The following is an 18,059-nucleotide window of genomic DNA, read 5'->3' on the forward strand; positions in this document are numbered from 1 at the left end:
CCTGCCGCAGACGAGGAGGAAGCCGTCATGCCTGTCATATCCTCTCCCCACGCCTTCAACGAGTCCCAGCTCTACGTCGACCTCGAGCCCCTCTTCGGGCGTCCCCTGCTCCTGAAGTGCGAGGGCTTCAACTTCGCCGGCTCGATCAAACTGAAGGCCGCGACCGAGATGGTGGAGGCCGCCGAACGGGACGGAGAGCTCACACCGCAGTCGATCCTGGTCGAGTCCTCGTCCGGCAACCTCGGCGTGGCGCTGAGCATGATCGCGGCGAGCAAGGGGTACCGGTTCCTGTGCGTGACGGACTCACGCTGCAACCTGTCGACCAGACTCCTGATGGAGGCGTTGGGCAGCCGGGTGCACACCATCGCCGCCTCGGACGCCAAAGGCGGCTTTCTGGGCGCGCGGATCGACTACGTCCGTGCGCTGTGCGATGCCGACGACCGGTACGTGTGGCTCAGTCAGTACACCAATCCGGGCAACTGGACGGCGCACTACCGCAAAACGGCGCCGGAGATCGCCCGGCACTTCCCGCACCTGGACGTGCTGTTCGTCGGCGCCGGCACCACCGGAACCCTGATGGGCTGCGCACGCTATTTCCGCCAGTGGCACCGGCCGGTACGGATCGTCGCGGTGGACAGCGTCGGTTCGGTGACCTTCGGTGGCGCGCCGGGCCGCCGCATGATTCCCGGGCTCGGCATGAGCATACCTCCGCCGCTGCTCGACGAGTCCTACGTGGACGAGGTGATACGCGTCGAGGAGACGGACACCATCCGTACGTGCCATCGCCTGGCCAAACGCGGGTTCCTCTTCGGTGGCTCCACCGGCACGGTCGTCAGCGGCGCGATGCGTTGGCTGGACGACCACGACACACGTGGACTCACCTCGGTGGCCATCGCCCCGGATCTCGGCGAGCGCTATCTCGACACCATTTACCAGTCCAACTGGCTGCACGATCTTTACGGCGAGGAGATGCTCGACTCCGATGAGACGGCCACCGGCCCCTGGGCGGCCGACCCCGTGCCCACGTTCCAGGGGAGCCGCCCGCCCCGTCCTCCTCGTCCGCCCGCGAAACGGCGACGGCGGCGATGACGGACACCGTCCGGTGGGACGGTCCTGGATCAGCGGTCCCCCCGAACGGGTCCCCCTCCCCTCCGTGCGCTGGTTCCTCCGAACGGGGAGCGACGACACGGGACGTGTTCCGGGTGCCGGAGCAGTCCGCACAGAGGTACCGGAAGAACAAGGAGTTATGAGATGGCAGCCGAGGCGGTGAGGACCGAGAGTCCCTGTGCCATGATGCGCCGTGCGGCGGAGAGCGCCCGTCGAGAGATCCGACGCCGCAGAGACGAGATCTCCCGTCTGCGAGGCGAGATCTCCCGTCTGCGAGGCGAGATCGGTCACCTCAAGGGGCAGCCGGATCCGGACCAGAAGGCGATTGCCGCCCTCGAACAGAGGGTGGCGGTCCTGGAGGAGCAGCTCGAGCGGGACGAGTTGTCCCTCGACACTCTCGAGCAGGTGATCAGCGAGAACTGCTGACGGGCTGACGAGCGGGGCCGGACCGCCGTCCCGGTTCTGTCCGGCCCTCGCCGAAGCGGTTCGGCGCCGCCCGCCGCCGGCTTCGGGCCGGGCGGGCCACTTGCCGACTACCAGTTGGGGGGCACGTCGGATGCGAAACGGCCTCCGGCCGGGCGCTTCTCGAAGTGGAGATGAGGGCCGGTGGCGTGCCCGGTGGAGCCGACTTCTCCGATCTTCTGGCCGGCCCTGACCGAGCCTCCTTTCACGGTCTGCTCGGAGAGGTGGCAGTACCAGAAGTCGAATCCGCCGGCGCGCAGCACGAGGAAGTCGCCGAAGCTGGAGTCGTGTCCGCTGCGTGCTATGGAACCGTTGCGCACCGCGACACACGGCGTACCGCGCGGAGCGGCGTAGTCCGCGCCGGTGTGGTAGCCCAGGCTCCAGTGGGGTCCTTCCTTCCGGTAGGGGGTGGTGGTGCGGTGTCCCGGTACGGGAGATGCGACGCGGGCACCAGGAGTCGTGGTCGTCGTCCTCGGGACGCACAGCCGGTCCCAGGAGGTCTTGCCCGGAATGCCGTTGGCCTCATCCCCTGCGAACCCGAGCTTGCGCTGCCAGGCGGCGTACGACTGCTGATCGGTGTCGGTCCACTCCGGGCCAGGACCCGTCCGGTACTTCCCGCACCCTTCCGCCACCAGACGTTTGCCCATCGCGGTGATCACGGGGCTGCGTTGACCCTTGTGGAAGAATGCCGCTCCTGGGAACGGTGCCAACGCGGGCATGGCCTTCCCTCCTTCGGTAAGGGGCCGGTCCACGACGCGGGTTCGCCTGTTGAACGCGCGAGATGTCCCCGTACCGGCGCCAGATGTAGTTGATTGCCGCGGAGATGTTCGCCACCGGGTCGTAGATGCGGTCGGACGTGCCCGCCTGGTGGTTCTCGGCGGACGTCACGGAAATCACCTGGGCGTAGCCGCGTGAGCAGTTGAGCCTGGCACCGTCCGACTGCACCGGACCTGTTGCGTTGACGTCGTCCGGGTTCACCGCGTTCGGCTGGTAGGACGACTCTCGGGACATGAGGGTCAGCAGGTTCGCTCCGTTGCCGACCCCCGTGACCCAGCTCCTCGGTGCGCCGGTCCTGTCGCACGCCTGCTCGGCGAACGTGCGGGCCGTGGCCTCCCCGACGGCCACTCCCAAGTTCCTCGAGAAACGCACGGAACTCTTGGCGATGGCCCCGGGATGGTGGCAGTCCACGACGAACCCGCATCCGGCGCCGAGTTCGGTCAGCGAGGAGCAGCCGGGGAATCCATCGGCGGCCGAGTCGGTGAATCCCAGCATGCGCCGCCATGCCGCGTAGGCCGATCTCGTCTGCTCGCCGAAGAATCCGGTGGCTCCCGCAGGGATGTCCGCTCCGACTCCGATGAGTGCCTTCTGAACGGCCTTGTCCTCATCGTTGCGCCTGCCGAACCGCACGTGGGAAAGAGCAACCATCGTGCCTCCCGAGCACTGGAGGCCGTCAAGGGGTGAGCCTGTCGGTCGGCACGGCAACGCACCTGCCGGGCGGCTCTGCACCCCTTCCCGGGGCCCGCGCGCCACCTACCGCCGCGGTCACCCCTGGTTCCACCATGCGCCCGATGGAAGCCGCACGCAAACCCGGCTCCATGCGGACACCCGGCTCTCCGGATCTGCTGTCGCGGGCTCCACGCCGGGCGAGAAATCCGAAGGCCACGGGTCGCCGTGGTTCCCCGTGAGGCGCACCATGGAAACGAGCGGGGGTGCGACACGGCCGACCTCGGCGTCCGCCGGTCGCCCGTGAGGGCCGGTCGCCCCGACGGCCGTGTGGAACCGGCACCGCCTCGCCGCCCCGTCGAGTTCCATCAAGGGCTTTCGGAGGAACGCGGAGACGAGCCCGCGATCGCGTGCCCCACGGTGTCCTGCGTCGGGGCGGACGCCGGACGGTCCGGGTGCTCTTCTCACCGGGCCGGGGGATTCCTTCGCGCAGTTCCGCGTCCTCGAAGGACGGTGAAGGTCATGAAGGTCATGGACGCCATGGACGTCGCGGACAGGTCCCGCGGTGAGCGGGAACACCAGGCGGCGGCGGCCGCCGCCCGCTACGACGAGACCAGCGAGCAGCGCCGGGAGGTCGAGCGGCAGCAGGAGGCCGGGGTGGGTTTCCCTGATTCACCGGAAGCACTGGCGGTGCGGGCTGCCCGGCTGCTCGACCGGCAGGCCGTACCGGCCGCCATGGTGGTGGAGGCGGTCCGCGCCGAACCGCTGGCGCCGTCCGCCGCGTTCGAGCGGATTCTCGGTGTCTCCAAGGAGCTGCAGGCATGGAGCTTCCTGCCGCGCGGCGCCCGGGCCGCACGCAGCATCGCCCGGATCTCGGCGCGGGAGAACGGCCGCGAGCTGCCGATCGGCACCGGTTTCCTGGTGTCGCCCAGCCTGCTGATGACCAATCATCATGTCCTCCCCGACGCTGAGGCCGCTCGGCACTGCTTCGTGGAGTTCGACGCCCAGGTCACCGTCGACAACACCCCGCAGCCGCCGACGCGGCTGGAGTTCGCCCCGGACGGGTTCTTCACGGCGGACAAGCGTCTCGATTTCGCCCTGGTACTGGTCTCCCCCGGTCCCGACCTGAGGCCACCGGGCGAGGCTTTCGGCTGGCACCGGCTCAGCGCCCAGCGGGGCAAGCTGGTGATCGGCGAGCCGGTCAACATCATCGGCCATCCGATGGGGCGTCTGAAGGAGATCGCCGTGCGCGACAACGCCCTGCAGGTGCGCTTGGACGATTTCCTCCACTACCGCACGGACACCGAGCCCGGGAACTCGGGCTCCCCGGTCTTCAACGACCAGTGGGAGGTCATCGCCCTCCACCACAGCGGTGTGCCCAGGACCGATGAACAGGGCCGCCTCCTGCGCCGCGACGGCCGGGTCCGGCAGCCCGGTGACGGCGACGACACCATCGACTGGGTGTCCAACGAGGGGGTGCGCATCAGTTCCGTCCTGAGGCATCTCGCGTCGCTGCCGCTCGGCACCGAACAGCGGGCGCTGCTGGCCGGCATGGGACCGGAATCGGGGTTGGGCGGTTCCCCTGCGGCGGCCGGGACCACCGGTTCCGTGGCCGGGCCGGCCCCCGCGACCACGGGTGCCGTCGCCGGGCCGGCCGCTCCTTCCGCTCCCGTCGGGCGGGCGTCCCCCGAGGCGGTCTCCCCACGTGCAACGGGCCTGCGCGCCCGGGGCGGCGCGTTCGGCGGCAGGCGACATCTGGTCTTCCTGCACGGTCGCGCCCAGCAGGGCAAGGATCCCGAGGCACTGCGCCGCGAATGGGCCGCGGGGCTCAATCAGGGGCTCGTCCGGGCCGGGCTGGCGACGGTCGATCCGGCGGACGTCTGGTTCCCGTTCTACGGAGACCGTCTGGTGCGGGCTCTCGGGACACAGGAATCCGTTCCCCTGGCCACCGAGGCCCCGGCGGTCGTCGCACCCGGCTCTCCTCCCACCCGCGCGGTGTACGAGGAGATCATCGGCGAGGCGGCCGCCAAGTGGTACGTGCCGCCCGAGACGCAGCAGGCCGCCGAAGGGCTGAACCTGGACCCCGCGGTCGGCGCCGTGTGGCGGCATCTGGGCTGGCTGGCCGCCAGAAGCGATCTCGACACATGGGCCATCTCCCTGATCTTCCGTGACGTGGCCGCGTACCTCGACGATCAGCGGATCCGCGAGGAGGTCCTGGGCTGCGTGCTCGAGACCGTGCCGACCGCGGGTGAGATGGTCCTCGTCAGCCACAGCCTGGGCACGGTCGTCGGCATGGACCTCATCACTCGGCTGTCTCCCGGTGTGGAGGTCGTCCACCTGACCACGGTGGGCAGTCCCCTCGGGATGAACAGCGTGTACAACCGGCTCCTGTCCGGGGGGCCGAAGAGCCCGGAGAAGGTGGCGGACTGGCTCAACGCGTGGTGCCCGACCGACGCGGTGGCCATCGGATGTCCGCTGGCCGACGACTGGGCGGACGGCCTGACCGACCTGGCCGTCGTCAATGCCCGCGACCGGGCCCACAGCATCACGGAGTATCTCGCTCACGCTGACGTCGCCCGGTCGATCGGCGGTCACCTCGCCGGCTGAGCGACGGCGGGCCGGTCGCGCGGCTCCGGCAGGACTCGCGCGGAGCTGGGACCGCCTGCCGCCGGCGCTCCCGGCTCCGACGGCAGGCGGTTCCCTCGATCAGTCCCACTGGATGTCGGACAGGGTCTCCAAGGGGGTCCGGTCGGCGACGGCTTCAGGTACCTGAAGGGTGTCGCCCTTGTGCAGGACGGCCGGGAAGCTGAGCCGGGTGCGGTTCTCGAGTTCGCCGAGGGTGACCTGGAAGACGCGGAACTCATCGAGTTCCAGGCTCTCGAGCTGGTCGAGGTTCTGGGTGAGCAGGAACCCCTTGGTCTTCAGCTTGCCGAGCTCGGTGAAGACGATGACTTTCCAGAACTCGCGGGGGATCCTCACCCCGCGGAAGGTACGGTCGTCCTCCTGGAACACCGGCCCGCCGAACACGCTGACCTTGAGGTCGTCGACCTCCGTGTCGGCGAAGACGGCGTCCTCCAGTTCGCCCCACAGCCCGTTCTTGGAACTCTGGTTGAAGTCGTCCATCTGCGGGGTGATGTTGGTGTAGAAGAACGAGTCGGTGTTGGCCTTCTCGGCTTCCGGCAGGCTGCCCCACAGCAGGTCGGCGCGGCGGGCTATGTGTCCGCGGTCGAGCCGGTTGTTCTCGTACAGTTCGTTGCCCACCTGTGCGGTGGCGGGCAGCCTCGGGTCCTTGACGAACGGGATGCCGTTGCGGCTGAGCTTCTTCAAGGTGCCACCGTTGATGTTCCAGCCCACCCAGAAGGGGAAGCGCCGCTTCTTGCTCAGGGCGAGCGAGAAGTGCGTGTAGGAGACCACCTCGGAACCGTCGAGGCGGACCGCGTCGCGGGTGAGGTCCGCGTCCAACTGCGGGACGTCGATCCGCTCGTCGAGGAAGTCCGGGGCGTATCCGGTGATGGTCCGGATGTCTTCCGGGGCCGGCGGGGTCAGGCTGATCTCGAGCTTCTCGAACACCGAGGTCGCCAGACATGCCAGTGCGTGCTCGTCCGGGTCGCCCGCGGCTTCACCGCCGAAGTGCAGCCCGGCCATGACCGTGCCGGGGCGTCCGCCCTGTTCGAAGAGCCACACCGCGCCGGAGTCGCCACCGCTGCTGATCTCCCCGGTCTCGGGCGGTCGGTCGGGGTCAGGGCCTATTTCGAAGCAGCCGATGGCCTTGTTCCCGACCTGGCCGCCGTAGTCGAGCTTGGCGATGGTTTCGATGCGGCGGACGATGCCGTGGGTGACGCCGGTGGTCCGTCCGCTGGCGATGACCTTGTCGTCGAGCTCCGGCTCTCCCAGCTCCCCGGGGGCCACGCCCAGTTCGAAGATCTCCTGGACGAAGGCGCGGTCCTCGATGGTGGCGATCGCACAGTCCCCGGCCACGCCCAGGTGGGACCTCTTGAGCGTGCCCAGGTGGTTGCGGTGGACGCGGTTGTCGTCGTGCGGTCCGGGCTGGACGATCTCCGCACCCAGTTCGCCGCGCGGGCCCTGCAGCACGTGCCAGTTGCTCAGCACGTAGGGGGAACCGTCGGACTTGTCGTAGACGATGCAGCCGATCGTGCCCGCCGAGACCGTCACCGACCCGACACTCACCCCGGGTTCGATCGGGTCCAGGCGGGTCTTGCGTACCGGGCTCTTGGCCTCGGCCACCCTTCGGAACTGCGGTTTGTAGCTGCGCTCGATGACGTCGGTGGGCACCTCGGTGCCGTCCACCGTGATCGTCTCGGGTATCAGCGTGGTGCCCAGCGTCTCCAGCACCTCCGGCTCGGCCTTGCTGTCCACGGTGAACTGCAGCGCGACCTGCTTGCCACGCCGCCCACCGGTGAGCTTGCGGCCGATGCCCACGGAGTTGATGTTCGGATCCTCCAGCAGCTCAGGCCCACGGGTGCGGAGGTAACGTCGCAGCGAGGCGATCAGCTCCTCCTCCGAGGGTGTCGGCTTCTTGGCCGGCGAAGTGCTCTTCTTCTTGGTCTTGGTGGCCATGGCAGGCTCGTCCCTTCACCGAAGAAGGCGGCGTATGCGAGGCGCGCCCACGGCTCGGTCGGCGGCCGGCAACGACCCCTCGGACAACCACCTTCACCTACGGTAAGCAGTCATCGTTCACGTGCCGCCGACACCGGTCGGCACGTGTCACCGCATTCGATCGTGCAGCCGGACACCTCCGTGGCGGCGGAAGACCGCGGCTCCTCGCTCATGGCCTCGTCCCGTGGGCGAGCGTGACGGCCTGGGAGGCGTTCCCCCTGACGAAGCCGTAGTCGTCGTTGTGACCGGCTGCGTCGTACCGGACTCCCGGCTCTCCGGTCTTGTCTGCCGACTCGTGCATCACCTCGCGCAGTTGGCCGCGCGTGAGGCGGGCGTTCACCGCCGGCACAAGTGCCGCGCACCCGGCCGCGCAGGGAGCCGGCGAAGCCGGTGCCGGTGCTGGTTCCGTAACCGCCTCCGGAAGCGGTGCTCAGGACGTCGGCGCCGGGAGCGATCAGTTCGACCTTCGGTCCGCGTGCCGCGTTGTCCTCCCAATCCTGGTGGGTCGACCGCACCACGGCGATCACATCCGGACGGGAGACCACTTCGTCCCTGGCGATGCCGACGTTCCTGCCGTTGCTCGCCGCCCAGCAGATCGGCGTTCCCTTGCCCTGGCGGCCCTTGGCGGCGGCGAATTCGAGAGCGAGTCCCGAAACGCCGGTCAGGTCCCAGTGCGCGCCGTCCGGTCCCAGGCTGCTGACCAGGAGGTCCGCCCCGCTCCCTGGACCGGCCCCGGGGACTTCCGTCGAAGGACCGGTGGCGCAGGCCATGGCGCGGGCCGGCGTCGTCTGCGTACCGACCTGGTCCGGCAGGCACGCCGGCGGCATCAGGTTGTACTCGGAGGCCGCGCCCGTGCCTCCCGCCCTGTCGGTGAAGAATCCCGACAACCGGTCCATCCCGGCTGCGAGGTCCGGGGGCTCCGTGTCAAAGCCGTTGTCGATGACGGCGACTCTGATTCCTGTCCCGAAGGTGCGGTCCCAGGCCGACTGGATGTGGACGCCGGCCTCCGAGGTGCCGCCGGTGGTCCCGGCGTTCCTCCCTTGCCGCTGTCGCGGATGCCGGGCCCCGGTGGGCCCGAACCGGGCGGGGGCGTGCTCGGTGAACGACGGTTCGGCGAAGAAGAAACGACCGTTGCCGTGGAGTTCGGCGGAGGCCGCGAGGGCGTCCCGCGACGCCGGGGCCCGTACCTCGTCCAGGTTCTCCGCGAAGCGGAGTCCGTTGACGACGGTCGAGACGGCGGTCTCGAGCTCGCGCTCGGCTTCCTCCTTCGACGGTGTCGGCTCCGACCGGCCGGTCAACGCGTCGGTCGCGACACCGGTCCTGCCGCTGGGCCGCCGGATGACCTTGCCGGCCGCCTCCGCGCTGGGGATCTCGTCACCCGTGGCGAGTGCCTCGCGGGCCCGCCGGTTCGGCCTGACGCATATCCAGCTCGCTCGGGCGAAGGCTTCGGTCGTCTCGTCGCCGATGCCCGCTTCGCGTATCTCCCCACGAGCACTGCTTCCCGGATGCGTCTCTCTTTCGGTGACCCTCTCCTGGGGAGCCGCGCCCGTCTTGACCGCGATGACGCCGTCGAGTTCTTCAGCCTCGACGAGACGGCCACGTCGGTGGTGGTGCCGTGACATCGCTCTCGCCTCTTCACATCGGTGCGGAGGTCCTGGCCGGTGACGACACGGCTCCCGGACCCGCAGCCTGAGGAGCACCCCCTCTTTTCCAGTCTCCTCGCACCCTCATCGCACGGCAACTTCATGCCGCGACGCCGGAAGGACCGGCACAGCGGGTCCTTCGCCAGTGAGGATCACGGGGAGGCCGGTGACCGACCGGTCCAACACGGGTGCGGTGATGCCCAGCTGGGCCGGGCCCGGAAACCGCGTGGTTTTCGGTTCCGGCGGTCGAGCCCCTTGCCGGTGGTCGACGGCTGACCGACTCGTGCAGCGATCTTCGGTGGCCAGGGGTATCGAATCCGCCGGCCGTGGGGGTCGATCAACTCCTGGCCGCCGGACCCGCGGTGAAGGCCCTCACCGATGCCGGCCACCGGAGGTGACCGCGGTCAGGCCGCTGCAACGGTTCCCTGGCGCAGACGTCAGCGGGCGACGGTCCGATGTGGTCACTCCCGACGTCAGTCCTCCTCCTCGGCACGGCCCTCCCCCGCCATGTACCGCCAGACCAGGGCATGAGCCAGGATGATCAGACCGATCAGCATGAGAGCCTCGGCCTGGATGGGGCGCAGCCCTGCGTGGCGGGCGAGTTCGGGGAAAGCACCGACGACGGCGATCAGGGCGTAGAGCAGTGCGGCGGCGGCCTGCTGCCAGGTGAGGAAGGGGTCTCCCCGGGAACGGGCCAGCAGCCGCAGGGTGCACAAGCAGCCGATCACGGAGAGGGCGATGAAGGCCGTCCGCCAGATCTGCGGCTGCTCGGTGCCGCCGACCTGGGCGAACAGGCCCATCACAGCGGGCAGCAGGAAGGACAGGTAGATCCCACCGACGACGCGGCGCAGAGCCGGCTCGCGCAGCCAGTCGGTGTGGCTCTGCACCACGTTCCACCACAAGCCGACCAGGGCGAAGCAGGTGGTGGAGAAGAGTGCGTAGAAGGTACTGACATCCATGGACGACGAGGATGACAGCGTTCCCGGCCCCGGCAGACGTCCCACGCCCCACGTCCCACGGGCCGCCGGTACCGCTGGTACGGGCTGGGCCGGTCCGGCAGATCAGGTCGCGGGAAATCGACGGCGTCTTCATCAGCGCGGGCGAGCGGGGACGATGGGGGTCCCTTCCGCTCGTAGGGCTCCTGCTCGAAGAGCTTGAGGAGGGTGGGTCGGCCCCCACGTCTGCGGCGGGGGCACGTCGGATCCGAAACCGCCGCCGGCCGGGTGGTGTTCGAACCGGATGGGGACACGGTTTTCCGAATCGGAGAAAACGCACCCCTGTCGCAGGAGGTCCGCGGGGGCTCGCCGTCCCCGTTCGAGTTGCAGTCGCACAGAGCGCGCGATCAGGCTGTAAATATGAGATTCGTTTCCCGCCGGACGGAAGCACACCTGGAAAGTGGGGATCGGGACGTAGCCGCACGAGGAAGACGCGGCTCCTGGCGGCATCGCGCCTGCGCGCACGTCGCGGTACTTCAGGCGCAGCTCGACAGAGTCGAAGCAGGCCGACTCGCTCCCCCTGAAAGAAAGTTGGCACGCAAGGCCCACGCCATTCTGGACGCGGCGCGAAACGCCGCCGAAGATCGACGACCCACTCTGAGCGGCGCATCTTCAAAAGATCGAGTGCTCTCAAACATCCATGAAGCCGAACTGATACTTCTGCAGTTAGCGCCCGACCATGAGGTCCGCTGGCGCGGACCGGTGGTGCTTGCGCAAGGGGTACAGCATTTGGGCGAGGACGACCCGCGCCTGAAGGTGTTGTCGGAGCATCTTCGCAACAACAACAACGTCCTGGGCAATGAATTCAGAGAGCTGGCGGTCAATGTACTGCATGCCGCCAACCATGTCGAGGAATCAGAGATAGCACGGGTCCGCAGCTTTCGGAACGTTGTACTGTATTCGTTCCTCGCCATGTCGGTCATCGCCACGTTGCTTGTACTTTCAGGGTACCTGCATCCTGATGGCATGCCGAGTCTGCTCTGCTTCGAGCCGCCGGCTCCCACCCCGGGCGATCCGCTGGCGACAGAGCTCGTCTGCCCTGCGGGCGGGAGCGCGGACGGCGACGACGGCTTGCTGGTCGGGTCGCTCGGCATGTGTGCAGCCGCAATGGCCGGAGCGGTTTCCATTCGCCATATACAGGGGACGCTCACGCCGTACATGGTGCCGCTGAGTTTGCTGGCCCTGCGCCTTCCGGTCGGTGTCCTGTCCGCCCTCCTCGGCCTGATACTGATCCACGGTAAATTCATTCCGGGCCTCTCAGCATTGGACACTCAAGCGCAGATCGCCGCCTGGGCCGTAGCACTCGGCATAGCCCAGGAAGCATTGACGCGAATGATCGATCGGCAGGGTAATGCCGTCATGGAGAATGTCCGGGGATCGTGGAGGTCGTTCGATTCGCCACCGCCACGACCCGAGGACGTTCCGAGGGCCGAAGCACCTGTCCCCTCCTTGCCGAGTTCCGGCAGAAGGCCATGGCCGTTCCGTAACCGGTCCTGACGGGCCCGCCACGACGTCCGGGCGACCTGCTCGACGAGTGCCCGGATCTGCGCGTGGGGCCGGTTCACCGCCTGTCGGCCGGTGGCGAGGGCCTCCCACCGTCCCGGCACGGGGTGCGGACCGTGCCGCCGGCACCCCGGCCCCCTGCCCGCCCAGCACGTGACGCCGGCCTCGGCGAGGGCGCCGGCGATGCCGTGTGCGCGGACGGCGTGGACGGCGCCGGGCAGGGCCGGTGGAGCCCTCACAGCGGCCGGCCGAAGGGATCGGCGAGGCCTGCACGTCCCTCCCGTGCCTCCTGTGTCTGCCAAAGTGGTACGGCCGGTCCGCGGCGATGTCCCCCGGCCTTCGGCCGGGAGGCTCCCCCGGCCGATCGGCAGCAGCGTTCCGTCCGGGAGCGGATACGCCTTCGTCGACGTTGTCAGCCCACCTGCCGGACTCCGGAGGCGGTCGGAAAAGGCTCGATGACAAGTTCCGCTCGGATCCGGGTGAACTCCGGGCGCACGAAAGAGCGGGAAGCGGGATCTCAGAGCGCCGGGCGTCGGTGGTTCGGCTCCAGCGAGAGTGTGCCGTCCGGTTCGAGGACCGGGTGCGCGGGAGCGCTGACCCGGTCGAGGGTGGCGTGCATCCAGGCGGCGTCCTGGTGCGAGGCGGGCTCCAGCCGCATGCGCCGGGAGCACAGGGGCACCATGCGCAGGCCCAGGAACCGGCCGGTGTCCGCCGCCACCGTGACGAGGTAGGCGAGCCGGAGGTCGTCGCGGTACTCCTCGTACCCGCCGATGCCCTCGTAGTCGTCGATGAAGTCACCGCAGCCGTACAGCACCAGTCGCTGCCGGTACACCTCTATGGGGCGGGGGTGGTGCGAGGAGTGCCCGTGGACGAGGGCAGCGCCGCCGTCCACCAACGCGTGCGCGAAACGGATCTGCTCGCGGGGAACGTGGTAGCCCCAGTTGGAGCCCCAGTGCACCGACACGACCACCGTGTCGCCCTCACGTTTCGCCCGCTGCATGCGCTCCACCACCGCGGCGGCCGTGCCGGCCGACAGGTCGGGGAGACGGGCGACGCCGGAGCGGGCCGCGGTCGCCACCCAGCCGGACGGGACACCGCTGGAGCTCGCCCCCAGCGCGAGGACGAGGACACGGCCGCCGGTTCTGACGGGGACCGCTGCCGGCCGGTACGCCTCGTCGGCGCTTCGCCCCGCGCCCGCCACCCGCAGGCCCGAGCCGTCGAGCGTCTCCAGCGTCTCCGCCAGGCCCGCCCTGCCGAAGTCCAGCACATGGTTGTTGGCCAGGACGCAGACGTCGGGCCGGGCCACCGTCAGGGCGGGCACGTTGGCCGGATGCATGCGGTAGTGAACCGCCTTGCCGGGGGCGAACGCGTCACTGCGCGTGATGGAGGTCTCGAGGTTGACGATCCGTACGTCCGGGGCGGTCCCGTCCAGCAGTCGGAGTGCCTCACCCCACGGCCAGGACGGGGGCACGGGGGCCGGGATCGGTCCATTGACCGACTCGGCCATGCGGACGTAGGCGCGGGCATCCGTGACGCAGGGCTCCCGCAGCGCCGGATCGCCGGGGCAGGCCAGGATCTGGTCGACGCCGCGGCCGAGCATCACATCGCCGCACACGAACAGCGTCACCACGTCGCCGCGCATATCACCACGGTAGACGCGTGCCTGCCGAAACGGGCCGGGCCTCTCATCGGGCGGGCCCTCTCCCGGGCTCGCCCACGAGGGCCAAAAAACCGGACGTCGATGTCGAGAACCCCTGGCCGGCTACGTCCCCGCGGTGAACGCGCCCACAATGGGGCACACCAGCACCGAGGAGAAACACGATGGCCAAGTACTTGCTGCTCAAGCACTACCGCGGCGCTCCGGCCCCGGTCAACGACGTGCCCATGGACCGGTGGACACCGCAGGAGATCTCGGCCCACGTGCAGTACATGAACGACTTCGCGGCCCGGCTCGAGAAGACCGGCGAGTTCGTCGACAGCCAGGCGCTCGCCCCCGAGGGGACGTTCGTCCGGTACGGCGGTGAGGGGCGGCCTCCGGTCACCGACGGCCCGTTCGCCGAGACCAAGGATCTCATCGCCGGCTGGATGGTCATCGACGTCGACACCCACGCACGTGCCCTCGAGCTGGCCGGGGAACTGTCGGCCGCCCCCGGAGCGGGCGGGAAGCCGATCCACGAGTGGCTCGAGGTACGCCCGTTCCTGGCCGCTCCGCCCACCGTCACGGAGTGACCTCGTCCATGGACGAGGTCCTGCTCCGGAGCCTCGTACCGGGCGTGCTCGGGATCCTCGTCCGCCGCGGAGCCGATTTCGCGGCGGCCGAGGACGCCGTGCAGGACGCGCTGGTCGAGGCGCTCCGCGCCTGGCCGGCCGATCCTCCGCGGGACGCGAGGGGCTGGCTGGTCACCGTGGCCTGGCGCCGGTTCCTCGACGCGAGGCGGGCGGACGCCGCCCGCCGCCGACGTGAGGACCTCGTCGACGAGGAGCCGGCGCCCGGGCCCGCGTCCGGGGTGGACGACACCCTCCAGCTCTACTTCCTGTGCGCCCACCCGTCGCTGACGCCGTCGTCCGCCGTCGCGCTCACGCTGCGCGCCGTCGGCGGGCTGACCACCCGCCAGATCGCCCGGGCCTACCTGGTGCCCGAGGCGACCATGGCGCAGAGGATCAGCCGCGCCAAGCGCACCGTGGCCGACAGCGGGGTCTCCCCCGCTCATGGGGGTCCCCCCGCTCGAGCGAAGCCGAGAGTGGGGGAAGAGCCAGGAGCTCGGGGAAGGTTCGACCGGCCCGGTGACGTCGCGACCGTGCTGCGCGTCCTCTACCTGGTCTTCAACGAGGGCTACTCCGGCGACGTCGACCTCGCCGCCGAGGCCGTCCGGCTCACCCGGCGGCTCGCGGCCGCCGTCGACCACCCCGAGGCGGCGGGGCTGCTCGCGCTCATGCTGCTCCACCACGCCCGGCGCGCCGCCCGGACCGCGCCCGACGGGGGCCTGGTGCCGCTCACCGAACAGGACCGTGGCCGATGGGACACCGCGCTGATCGCGGAGGGCGTCGAGATCCTTCAGGCGGCCCTCGCCCGCGACCGGCTGGGCGAGTTCCAGGCCCAGGCCGCCATCGCGGCACTCCACGCCGACGCGCCCACCGCCGAGGAGACCGACTGGGCGCAGATCGTCGAGTGGTACGACGAGCTCGCCCGCCTGACCGGCAGCCCGGTGGTCCGGCTCAACCGAGCGGTGGCCGTCGGCGAGGCCGACGGGCCGCGTGCCGGGCTGGCGGCGCTCGCGGAACTGGACGCCTCACTGCCCCGCCACACCGCGGTGGCGGCGTACCTCCACGAGCGCGACGGCGACCCGGCGACGGCGGCCCGGCTGTACGCCGAGGCGGCCCTGAAGGCGCCCGACCTCGCCGAGCGCGACCACCTGACACGTCAGGCGGCCCGGCTCAACACCCGCCGGCGCCCCTGACGGGCCGCGCTTTCGGATCCTCCCGCTGTCTGTGACCCGGTCCCGTGGCCGGAGCAGTCGCCTCGACGCGAGCGGGCGCCCTCATCGAGGGGCGCGGGGCGGGCCGGACGTGTTCACTGCTCGGGGTGGTCCTCGAGGAGGCGCCGCAGTGAGGGGAGCAACACGTCGATGTCCTGTCCGCTCCGGAAGGCGACGACCGTGGTGCCGCCGGCGTCCGTCTCCGAGCGGGACTGCGGACCCGGGAACAGGGCGAGCACCTCGCGCATCGCGGCGTCGACCTCCCCGACGGGGTCGGGGGACTCGCCCCGGAGCCATCGGCGCAGCACGTGGTTGTGGGCCGCGACCACGGACGCGGCCATGAGCTCGGACCTGAGCGAGGTCGACTCGCCGGAGTCTCCCAGCCAGTTCGAGATGAACTCGCGGAACAGGCGCTGGTAGCGGGCCACACTGGCGATCTCGCGGTCGCGGAGCGCGGCGACCTTGCTGGTGAGCCGGTACCGCCGGCGGGCGAGGTCGCCTTCGTCGAGGTAGTGCAGCAGCACCAGGCGGACCGCGTCGGAGACGGCGGCCAGGGCGGTCTCGTGGTTGGAGGTGGCCAGGCGGTCCTTGATCTGGTCCAGCATCCGGTCGTGGTCGGGGAAGATCACGTCTTCCTTCGCCGGGTAGTACCGGAAGAAGGTCGTGCGGCCCACGCCGGCGCGTTCGGCGATGTCGTCGACGGTGGTCTGCTCGTATCCGCGCTCGTCGAACAGGGCGAAGGCGGCCTCCGAGAGCCGGGTCCGCGCGGCTGGCTTGCTCATGATCACCCATCTTTCCCTGTCGTGTCCTTCGGTGGCCACTTGCCCAATGGAATGGTACTGCGTACCGTTCAAAAGAGATGGAGTACCACAGGAGGTCATCGTGGGTTCTCTCGCACGCAGCGAGTCCGGGCTGCCGATCAAGCCGGTCTACGACGCCGGGACACCGGCGGACTTCGACGCGGACGCCAAGCTGGGCGCGCCGGGGCGGTTCCCGTTCACCCGGGGCGTGTACCCGTCGATGTACACCGGCCGGCCGTGGACGATGCGGCAGTACGCCGGCTTCGGCACCGCGAAGGAGTCCAACGAGCGCTACCACGAGCTGGTCGGCGCCGGCACCGGGGGCCTGAGCGTGGCCTTCGACCTGCCCACCCAGATGGGCTACGACTCCGACGAGGCCATCGCCCAGGGCGAGGTCGGCAAGGTCGGTGTGGCGATCGACTCGATCGAGGACATGCGCACGCTGTTCCGGGGTCTGCCGCTCGACAAGGTGTCGACGTCGATGACGATCAACGCGCCGGCCTCGACACTCCTCCTGCTGTACCAGCTGGTCGCCGCCGAGCAGGGCGTCCCGGGCGACCTGCTGACCGGGACGATCCAGAACGACGTGCTCAAGGAGTACATCGCCCGTGGCACCTACATCTTCCCGCCGAAGCAGTCACTGCGGCTGATCAGCGACATCTTCGCTTACTGCCACCGAGAGCTGCCGCGCTGGAACACCATCTCCATCTCCGGCTACCACATGGCCGAGGCCGGGGCCACGCCCGCGCAGGAGATCGCGTTCACCCTCGCCAACGCCAGGGAGTACGTGCGCGCCGCGCTCGCCGCGGGCCTGGACGTCGACGACTTCGCTCCGCGCCTGTCCTTCTTCTTCGTCGCCCGCACCACGCTGCTGGAGGAGGTCGCGAAGTTCCGCGCCGCCCGCCGCATCTGGGCCCGCGTCATGCGCGAGGAGTTCGGCGCCCGGAATCCGAAGTCACAGATGCTGCGCTTCCACACGCAGACCGCCGGTGTGCAGCTGACGGCCCAGCAGCCGGAAGTCAACCTGGTCCGGGTCGCACTGCAGGGCCTGGGGGCGGTCCTGGGCGGGACTCAGTCCCTGCACACCAACTCCTACGACGAGGCCATCGCCCTGCCCACCCAGAAGGCAGCACGGCTGGCCCTGCGCACCCAGCAGGTCATCGCTCACGAAACCGATGTGACCAAGACCGTCGACCCCTTCGCGGGGTCCTACTTCATGGAGTCGATGACCGACGAGATCGAGGCGGCGGTGCTGGAGTTGATGCAGGCCGTCGAGGACCGCGGCGGCGCCGTCGCGGCCATCGAGCAGGGTTTCCAGAAGTCCGAGATCGAGCGCTCCGCCTACCTGATCTCCCAGGAGATCGACAACAAGGAACGCACCGTGGTCGGCGTCAACACGTTCGTCCTGGACGAGGAGGAACCGTACGAGCCGCTGCGCGTGGATCCCCAGATCGAGTTCGACCAGCGGGAACGCCTCGCCGTCCTGCGCGGGGACCGCGACAACGACGCCCTCGAACGCGCCCTCGACGCCCTGCGCGCCGCCGCCCAGGGCACCGAGAACGTGCTCCCCGCGATACGGGAGGCCCTGCGGGGGCACGCCACGGTCGGTGAGGTCTCCCACGCGCTGCGCGACGTATGGGGCGTACACGTCCCCCACGACACCTTCTGACCAGTGAGCTCCGGAGTGGAACAACCAGTGAACGACATCGACATGCGTACGACCGCGGGCAAGCTCGCGGACCTGCAGCACCGCATCGACCAGGCCACCCACGCCGGCTCGCAGCGCGCGGTGGCCAAACAGCACGCCAAGGGCAAGCTGACCGCCCGGGAACGGATCGCCCTGCTGCTGGACGACGACTCCTTCGTGGAGCTGGACGAGTTCGCCCGGCACCGCGCCACCGGCTTCGGCCTGCAGGAAAACCGCCCCTACGGCGACGGCGTGATCACCGGCTACGGCACCGTCGACGGCCGCCCGGTGGCCGTCTTCTCCCAGGACTTCACCGTCTTCGGCGG

15 protein-coding genes and 2 pseudogenes are annotated in these 18,059 nt (G+C 69.8%); 9 read left to right on the forward strand and 8 right to left on the reverse strand.

The window, feature by feature from the left end:
- The first annotated feature begins 27 nt into the window (after nt 1-27).
- Both sbnA and ACWEQO_RS20670 read left to right on the forward strand, forming a co-directional pair.
- Nucleotides 28-1,089, forward strand: a complete 1,062-nt coding sequence (sbnA, locus tag ACWEQO_RS20665; protein ID WP_452984750.1) for a 2,3-diaminopropionate biosynthesis protein SbnA — start codon at nt 28-30, stop codon at nt 1,087-1,089.
- Nucleotides 1,090-1,251: 162 nt separating this feature from the next.
- A complete protein-coding gene (locus tag ACWEQO_RS20670) occupies nt 1,252-1,533 on the forward strand; it encodes a hypothetical protein (RefSeq protein ID WP_452984751.1) in 282 nt (93 codons plus the stop codon).
- Between the two features lie 107 nt (nt 1,534-1,640).
- Here ACWEQO_RS20670 and ACWEQO_RS20675 read toward each other — a convergent pair whose 3' ends face one another.
- Nucleotides 1,641-2,288 carry a peptidoglycan-binding protein gene (locus ACWEQO_RS20675; protein WP_452984752.1) on the reverse strand — a complete coding sequence of 216 codons (648 nt, stop codon included), beginning with the start codon at nt 2,286-2,288 and terminating at the stop codon, nt 1,641-1,643.
- A 118-nt stretch (nt 2,289-2,406) separates the two neighbouring features.
- A pseudogene (locus tag ACWEQO_RS20680) lies at nt 2,407-2,580 on the reverse strand (hypothetical protein); the annotation flags it as partial.
- Between ACWEQO_RS20680 and ACWEQO_RS20685 the strand changes: the two are divergent.
- Together ACWEQO_RS20685 and ACWEQO_RS20690 are read left to right on the forward strand one after the other, a co-directional pair.
- Complete coding sequence (locus ACWEQO_RS20685; RefSeq protein WP_452984764.1) at nt 2,579-2,860, forward strand: hypothetical protein; 282 nt, start codon at nt 2,579-2,581, stop codon at nt 2,858-2,860. The pseudogene ACWEQO_RS20680 and the gene ACWEQO_RS20685 sit on opposite strands and share 2 nt — an antisense overlap.
- A 674-nt stretch (nt 2,861-3,534) precedes the next feature.
- A complete protein-coding gene (locus tag ACWEQO_RS20690; RefSeq protein WP_361459795.1) occupies nt 3,535-5,619 on the forward strand; it encodes a trypsin-like serine peptidase in 2,085 nt (694 codons plus the stop codon).
- 99 nt (nt 5,620-5,718) lie between these two features.
- Here the strand turns inward: ACWEQO_RS20690 and ACWEQO_RS20695 are convergent, their stop codons facing one another.
- The 3 genes from ACWEQO_RS20695 to ACWEQO_RS20705 all read right to left on the reverse strand — a co-directional run bounded on the left by ACWEQO_RS20695 (nt 5,719) and on the right by ACWEQO_RS20705 (nt 10,231).
- Entirely contained in the window at nt 5,719-7,590 is a 1,872-nt protein-coding gene (locus ACWEQO_RS20695) for a DNA/RNA non-specific endonuclease (RefSeq protein ID WP_361459796.1), read from the reverse strand.
- A gap of 110 nt (nt 7,591-7,700) precedes the next feature.
- Nucleotides 7,701-9,251, reverse strand: a complete 1,551-nt coding sequence (locus tag ACWEQO_RS20700; RefSeq protein WP_452984753.1) for a hypothetical protein — start codon at nt 9,249-9,251, stop codon at nt 7,701-7,703.
- Between the two features lie 494 nt (nt 9,252-9,745).
- A complete protein-coding gene (locus ACWEQO_RS20705; RefSeq protein ID WP_452984754.1) occupies nt 9,746-10,231 on the reverse strand; it encodes a hypothetical protein in 486 nt (161 codons plus the stop codon).
- A gap of 567 nt (nt 10,232-10,798) precedes the next feature.
- Between ACWEQO_RS20705 and ACWEQO_RS20710 the strand changes: the two genes are divergently transcribed.
- Nucleotides 10,799-11,764: a hypothetical protein gene (locus ACWEQO_RS20710; RefSeq protein ID WP_452984755.1), complete on the forward strand. Its 966-nt coding sequence runs from the start codon at nt 10,799-10,801 to the stop codon at nt 11,762-11,764.
- Between the two features lie 5 nt (nt 11,765-11,769).
- On the opposite strand, the pseudogene ACWEQO_RS20715 reads toward ACWEQO_RS20710, so the two are convergent.
- Both ACWEQO_RS20715 and ACWEQO_RS20720 read right to left on the reverse strand, forming a co-directional pair.
- Nucleotides 11,770-12,177 (reverse strand): annotated as a pseudogene (locus ACWEQO_RS20715) (IS5/IS1182 family transposase); the annotation flags it as partial.
- 110 nt (nt 12,178-12,287) lie between these two features.
- Nucleotides 12,288-13,412 carry a CapA family protein gene (locus ACWEQO_RS20720; protein WP_361459800.1) on the reverse strand — a complete coding sequence of 375 codons (1,125 nt, stop codon included), beginning with the start codon at nt 13,410-13,412 and terminating at the stop codon, nt 12,288-12,290.
- Nucleotides 13,413-13,591: 179 nt separating this feature from the next.
- Between ACWEQO_RS20720 and ACWEQO_RS20725 the strand changes: the two genes are divergently transcribed.
- Both ACWEQO_RS20725 and ACWEQO_RS20730 read left to right on the forward strand, forming a co-directional pair.
- Nucleotides 13,592-13,999, forward strand: a complete 408-nt coding sequence (locus ACWEQO_RS20725) for a YciI family protein (RefSeq protein ID WP_452984756.1) — start codon at nt 13,592-13,594, stop codon at nt 13,997-13,999.
- Nucleotides 14,000-14,007: 8 nt separating this feature from the next.
- Nucleotides 14,008-15,228: an RNA polymerase sigma factor gene (locus ACWEQO_RS20730; protein ID WP_452984762.1), complete on the forward strand. Its 1,221-nt coding sequence runs from the start codon at nt 14,008-14,010 to the stop codon at nt 15,226-15,228.
- A gap of 113 nt (nt 15,229-15,341) precedes the next feature.
- Here ACWEQO_RS20730 and ACWEQO_RS20735 read toward each other — a convergent pair whose 3' ends face one another.
- Complete coding sequence (locus ACWEQO_RS20735) at nt 15,342-16,028, reverse strand: TetR family transcriptional regulator (protein WP_361459802.1); 687 nt, start codon at nt 16,026-16,028, stop codon at nt 15,342-15,344.
- Between the two features lie 100 nt (nt 16,029-16,128).
- Here ACWEQO_RS20735 and ACWEQO_RS20740 point away from each other — a divergent pair, with 100 nt between their 5' ends.
- Nucleotides 16,129-17,715, forward strand: coding sequence for an acyl-CoA mutase large subunit family protein (locus ACWEQO_RS20740; RefSeq protein WP_361459803.1), 1,587 nt, complete (start codon nt 16,129-16,131; stop codon nt 17,713-17,715).
- Between the two features lie 42 nt (nt 17,716-17,757).
- Nucleotides 17,758-18,059: carboxyl transferase domain-containing protein (locus ACWEQO_RS20745; protein ID WP_452984763.1), on the forward strand; the 302-nt coding region annotated here is incomplete at its 3' end.

It is taken from the genome of Streptomyces sp. NPDC004051 (assembly GCF_053604275.1).

Coding starts and splice junctions, on each gene's coding strand:
- ACWEQO_RS20725 (WP_452984756.1), top strand. CDS start 13,592: ATGGCCAAGTACTTGCTGCTCAAGCACTACCGCGGCGCTCCGGCCCCG.
- ACWEQO_RS20690 (WP_361459795.1), top strand. CDS start 3,535: ATGAAGGTCATGGACGCCATGGACGTCGCGGACAGGTCCCGCGGTGAG.
- ACWEQO_RS20670 (WP_452984751.1), top strand. CDS start 1,252: ATGGCAGCCGAGGCGGTGAGGACCGAGAGTCCCTGTGCCATGATGCGC.
- ACWEQO_RS20720 (WP_361459800.1), bottom strand. CDS start 13,412: ATGCGCGGCGACGTGGTGACGCTGTTCGTGTGCGGCGATGTGATGCTC.
- ACWEQO_RS20695 (WP_361459796.1), bottom strand. CDS start 7,590: ATGGCCACCAAGACCAAGAAGAAGAGCACTTCGCCGGCCAAGAAGCCG.
- ACWEQO_RS20685 (WP_452984764.1), top strand. CDS start 2,579: ATGAGGGTCAGCAGGTTCGCTCCGTTGCCGACCCCCGTGACCCAGCTC.
- ACWEQO_RS20705 (WP_452984754.1), bottom strand. CDS start 10,231: ATGGATGTCAGTACCTTCTACGCACTCTTCTCCACCACCTGCTTCGCC.
- ACWEQO_RS20735 (WP_361459802.1), bottom strand. CDS start 16,028: ATGAGCAAGCCAGCCGCGCGGACCCGGCTCTCGGAGGCCGCCTTCGCC.
- ACWEQO_RS20675 (WP_452984752.1), bottom strand. CDS start 2,288: ATGCCCGCGTTGGCACCGTTCCCAGGAGCGGCATTCTTCCACAAGGGT.
- ACWEQO_RS20730 (WP_452984762.1), top strand. CDS start 14,008: ATGGACGAGGTCCTGCTCCGGAGCCTCGTACCGGGCGTGCTCGGGATC.
- sbnA (WP_452984750.1), top strand. CDS start 28: ATGCCTGTCATATCCTCTCCCCACGCCTTCAACGAGTCCCAGCTCTAC.
- ACWEQO_RS20700 (WP_452984753.1), bottom strand. CDS start 9,251: ATGTCACGGCACCACCACCGACGTGGCCGTCTCGTCGAGGCTGAAGAA.